This window comes from Gemmiger formicilis (genome assembly GCF_016901605.1).
GTDB classification, from domain to species: domain Bacteria; phylum Bacillota; class Clostridia; order Oscillospirales; family Ruminococcaceae; genus Gemmiger; species Gemmiger formicilis_B.
This window is the reverse complement of record NZ_JACJKP010000200.1, coordinates 1-4689: the sequence shown is the minus strand read 5'-3', so window position 1 is coordinate 4689 and position 4689 is coordinate 1. Positions and strand designations below refer to the sequence as shown.

Annotated in this window: 6 protein-coding genes and 1 pseudogene; all 7 read right to left on the bottom strand. The window is 50.7% G+C overall.

Annotated features, from left to right (window positions below; translation table 11 throughout):
- Nucleotides 1-489 (bottom strand): site-specific integrase (locus H6B10_RS12705; protein WP_430661762.1); only part of this gene is annotated, 489 nt, incomplete at its 3' end.
- Nucleotides 474-620 (bottom strand): hypothetical protein, encoded by a 147-nt coding sequence (locus H6B10_RS18080; protein ID WP_243427374.1) that lies wholly within the window; start codon nucleotides 618-620, stop codon nucleotides 474-476. The genes H6B10_RS12705 and H6B10_RS18080, both read right to left, overlap by 16 nt.
- Before the next feature lie 288 nt (nucleotides 621-908).
- Nucleotides 909-1571 (bottom strand): hypothetical protein, encoded by a 663-nt coding sequence (locus H6B10_RS12700; RefSeq protein WP_204651942.1) that lies wholly within the window; start codon nucleotides 1569-1571, stop codon nucleotides 909-911.
- Nucleotides 1564-1899 carry a PadR family transcriptional regulator gene (locus H6B10_RS12695; RefSeq protein ID WP_204651941.1) on the bottom strand — a complete coding sequence of 112 codons (336 nt, stop codon included), beginning with the start codon at nucleotides 1897-1899 and terminating at the stop codon, nucleotides 1564-1566. The genes H6B10_RS12700 and H6B10_RS12695 overlap by 8 nt, the downstream gene beginning before the upstream one ends.
- A gap of 28 nt (nucleotides 1900-1927) precedes the next feature.
- Entirely contained in the window at nucleotides 1928-2095 is a 168-nt protein-coding gene (locus H6B10_RS12690; RefSeq protein ID WP_204651944.1) for a hypothetical protein, read from the bottom strand.
- Nucleotides 2096-2119: 24 nt separating this feature from the next.
- Nucleotides 2120-2448 (bottom strand): annotated as a pseudogene (locus H6B10_RS12685) (plasmid mobilization protein).
- A 932-nt stretch (nucleotides 2449-3380) separates the two neighbouring features.
- Complete coding sequence (locus tag H6B10_RS12680) at nucleotides 3381-4514, bottom strand: toxic anion resistance protein (RefSeq protein WP_243427373.1); 1134 nt, start codon at nucleotides 4512-4514, stop codon at nucleotides 3381-3383.
- Between the last annotated feature and the right edge of the window lie 175 nt (nucleotides 4515-4689).

The window sequence follows — 4689 nt, the reverse complement described above, 5'->3', positions numbered from 1 at the left end:
CACTTCATATTTCATGCTTTGTGTTTCCAGAGCGGCGATCAGCTTCTGCACCGTTTCCTCGTCGGCCACCGGGCGCTCTTTGCGCACGCCTTTAGGTTTGTACACCCGCCAGGCTGGGTTATGGGTCAGGTAGCCTTCCTCCACGGCACCGGACAAGATGCTGCACAGTGTGTTGTGCAGTCCCTCAACCGACCGTTCCGATAGCGGCTGTCCATCCGTCAGTTTAGGCTCTGAGCGCATGGCCTCGTAGAAGGCACGGATGGTTTCCTTGCGCAGATCGGTCAGTTTGTAATGCCCCAGTGCTGGCAGGATGCGCCGGATATCCTGCTGGTCACGGGAATAGGTACTGGCTGCCAGCTTGCCTGGGGCGATATCCCGCAGCCAGTGTTCGGTATACGCTGCCAGCGTCATGGCATGGTTCACCGGCTGCGGGTCATGCCGTACTTCCCGCTCGAACAGAACAGCCTGTTCGTTCAGCCATTTTTGCACTGGCCGGGTGTGAGATCTTTCGGTGGATGTACCGTTTTCTGTGCGGCTTTCAGTCGGTTCCCTTCGTAATCGTAGCCGCGGGATACCACGATGAGATAACTGTTTTGTCCTCGTTTTCGGATGCTTGCCATTTTGACCACTCCTTTGTGTGTATTGACACAAAGGATACCAACCTCTGCGATACAAAGCTATCACCAAACCCAACGAAGAACGGCCACGATACTTGTGCAAACCGGGCAAAACACCAAAAGTTTGCAAACATAACTAATAGTGAGGATTCTCCCGAAAGGGAAAATCCTCACTATGGGTGTGCCGGACAAACAAAAGCATTGGCGTTTGTTCATCCAAGGTGGCACAGTATTCTTTCTCTGCTGACGCCCCGTTCCAGCAGATAGGTGGCAGAGAGATGCTATCCGGTATCACAGTCTGTTTACAACAGCAGGGTTATGTCCGTAGTGGTACAGCCGCAAACAATATAGAAGGATGAAAAGCACCCAGTAGAATATACTCCATCCCAAGAAGTTCATGCTGACAGCAACAATTGGTGGCACGAAGCTGTGCAAAAGCCCGACCAGCAGATACATAATCACAGAATACGCAACCAGCAGCGCGATAAATACAAGTAGGTGCTTTCTCATGGGAAACGCGATTTGCCGTATCACATATTTCCATAGGACATAGGTGGACAGTGTACCAATTACCAGACTGAAGAGGTAGTTGGTATCCATTGGCGCCAGCAATTGCTGATCCACAAAATACAACAGCAGATACCCGACCGCATTGTACAGGAAAAACCAGATGAGGAGGAAGAAAAGATTCCGGAGGTTTGGCGTGGCGCACTGCTTCTTCATTTCCGCCGCGAAGGAAGCTGCTTCCTCCGGAACAGTAAAGAGTTCTTTTCCCTCTTTATTTGCCTGAATTGCCATGTCAATGAGGTCGCTCTTGATTGCCTCTGCGCCAGAAATATCCCAGCTCACCACCTGCAGATAGTGTACCATGTCCCGTATTTGCTTTTGGCTTGTTTCCGAGACCATGGCAAGACGCATTTTGTTGGCTTTGCGGAGTGTAAGGTAGCTATTCATAGGGCGCTCCTTTCTGAAAAACGGAGGAAACAAGGTCACAAACCTGTTGCCAGTTTTCCCAATATTCTGAGAGTGTTTCACGTCCATGTTCTGTGATCGTATAATACTTTCGGCTCGGACCATTGGGCGAGGCTCGCCGTTCGATGGTCACATCCTTGTGCTGCTCCAGGCGAAACAGTAGCGGATAGAGAGTGCTTTCAGTCAGGTCAGAATAGGAGGGTTTTTGCAGCTCTGTCAGGATCGCATATCCGTAGGTCGGTTCTTCGGAGATGATTTTCAGGACACATAATTCCAACACGCCTTTCATAAATTGCGTCTGGCTTCCCATGGTACTTCCTTTCTCCGGCGCAGGGCAATTAAGGCGGGCGGTTGGATCGTTTGGAGTGGTAATGCGGACAGACGATCACCGCAGCACGGAAACTTTGTTTGCAGTTGTAGACGCGCTTGCGACACAAGGCGTTATAGGTGATGCGTCCCCGGTCGTTCAGGAAGAACACCCATTCCTCTTTTCGTTTTTTACTCATACGCGGCATAGCGGCCTCCTGTGGTTACAATTCCTTTCGCTGGGTCTCTTTGAGCAGCGACCAAATCTCGACCTGCGTTCTTTCAGCTCCGCAACATCCTCAGCGTAGAGATTCCCGGTGCTGTTGATCCGGCGGCAAATCTGGTTGATATTGCTGGCAGCCCGGCTGACGGCTGCGGCCAGCTTTTTCTGCTGGGTGTAATCCACTTTGATGATGTAGCCGTCGATTGCCATTTTTCTGAGATATGCGCCCATGTTCTTAGTCCCAAGCTGCGCCATCTTGTTTTGGATAAGCTTCCGCTCCTGCTCGGTGACGCAGAACTCGATGCGGATCGGTCCTGTGCGTTCAGCCATTGGATATTCGCCTCCTTCAAACTACAATGGACATTTCAAGCGGAAAACTTGGTACTGTGCAAAGAATTTTTCTGAACATGAAACCTTCCTTCACTTTACAACGGACAATTTTGAGCAAAAACTTGGTACCTGCTCAGAAAAATTTCTCTCCCACTTTACAACGGACATTCTTTTCGCCGATTAGCGGGTACGGCAGGAATAAAATTTCCAAACCGTAAGTGCCTCTCAATTTACAACGGACAATATTTTATGGATTGGGGGGGTATCTCCAAAAATTCTTTTCAATTTACAACGGACATTTTCTCCGAGAAAAACAGGGGTCTGCTTGAAAAAAGTGAAAATAAAAATGCTCCCGGCTTTGGAAAAAGCGGAAGCATCATGTTCTGCGGATATGAGATTTGAGAGAACAGCAAGCACAGCCGCTGTCCGTACACAGCGGCGAAATGAGCGTTCCGGCCTGTCTGCCAGTCTGCTCATTTGTTCTTGTTGGGAGCACCCAAACCCCTATAAAAACGCCACTTTGTTGTTGTAGAAAGGAACTGAAAAGTATTACCGCTTCAAGTTTGAAGAAATCCGCTTTTCCGATGAGAAAATGGTGACTTTGGTGGAAAAGATCGGATGTCATAATTTAACAAGAAATCGTGCTCGTAGGATGAAAGGATAAGTCGTTTTTAGAAAAGCGCTCAAGAAGTGCTCGTTCACAAGTTCTAAAAATAAACCATACGCAACCGGATTGACAGCAAAAGAGGTCTGGAGTTGTACTCCAGGCCTCTTTTGCTGTGCATACGGATAAGAGCTATCATACCTCTGCTTTTACATTCAGTCTTAAAAGCGGAGCCTGACGAAAACGCCAATATTTGCCAGGAAGAGCATAGATGCCGACTAGGATTAAATACAGTTTTTTGGGGAGTCTAGGACCCCTCATTTTTTCTTCACTGTATCGCGGTCAATAGGGCTTCTTTCAGCTTCTGTTCGATACTGAGGAGTTCTGTTTCGGCATTCTGGCGGGCGGCGCGGCCCTCCTGCTGGATCTTGATGGTTTCCTCAATGGTGGAAATCAGATCCGCGTTGACCTTTTTCAGCGTTTGCAGATCCACAATGCCGCGCTCAGATTCTCTTGCCACTTCCGTGCTGTTCTGCCTGAGCAGTTCTGCGTTTTTGGTGAGCAGGGTATTGGTGGCGTCGGAGACGCTTCTCTGCATTTTCAGCACGCTCTCCTGCCGGTGAAGCCCCAGGGCAATGACAATCTGGCTCTTCCACAGCGGAATGGTGCTGAGGATCGCCGTCTGGATCTTATCCACCAGCATTTTGTCGTTGTTCTGGATGAGGCGGATCTGCGGCGCTGTCTGGATAGCGACGGTCTTGCTCAGCTTCAGGTCGTGGATCTTTTTTTCAAAGCGGTTTACCGTGTCCTCGAAATCCCGCACCACCTGGGCGCTCATGGCGTCGCCCTTAGCCGCCGCTTCGGCGCGCAGCTGCGGCAGGGTGGTTTCCTGCAATTCCTGTAGCTTTTCTTCGCCTGCGGCGATGTAAATTTGCAGCTCCCGGAAGTATTCCAGGTTTTTTTCATACAGCCCGTCGAACATGGTGATGTCCTTGAGCATCTGCATCCGGGCCTGGTCCAGCTGCTGCTCGATGCGGTCGATCTGCACCTCCAGCTTTTCATACCGCTGCATAAACTTTTTAACGGCCCGGGAGGCGTTTTTCAGGAATGGGATCTTATCCCAAAAGCCCTCGTCCAGCCCGTCCACATCCACCTCTTTGACCTTCAGCACCAGATCCGACATCAGCTCCCCCACATAGCCGCTGTCCTTACTGCGCACCTGTGTGAGGATATTGTCAGAAAAGCTGGAAATGTTCCGCTGCGCCCCCACGCCGTACTGAAGCGCAGCCTGAGAATCCATCAGGTCGATGCTATTTTTGACCTCCTCCACCCGTACCCTCTGCTCCGGGCTCAATTCTTCCACCTGAGCGCGCACCGCTTCCACGCTTGCAGGCTCCTGTACTTGAAGGGCGGTATGGCCGCTGCTCTGCATCAAAGTATCCAGTGTGATATGCTCTGCCATCTTTTATCTGCTCCTTCCCGCTATGAAAGCGCTTTAATGATCCTGTCCATGGTATTGGCATCCGGCATGGGCGCTACCTGCGTCAATTCCTCGGCAATACCGGACACCCCGAAATGGGCTGCATCCGTGGGGGTATCGTATACGCCAGTACGGAACCCATGCTTTTCCCAGGCCA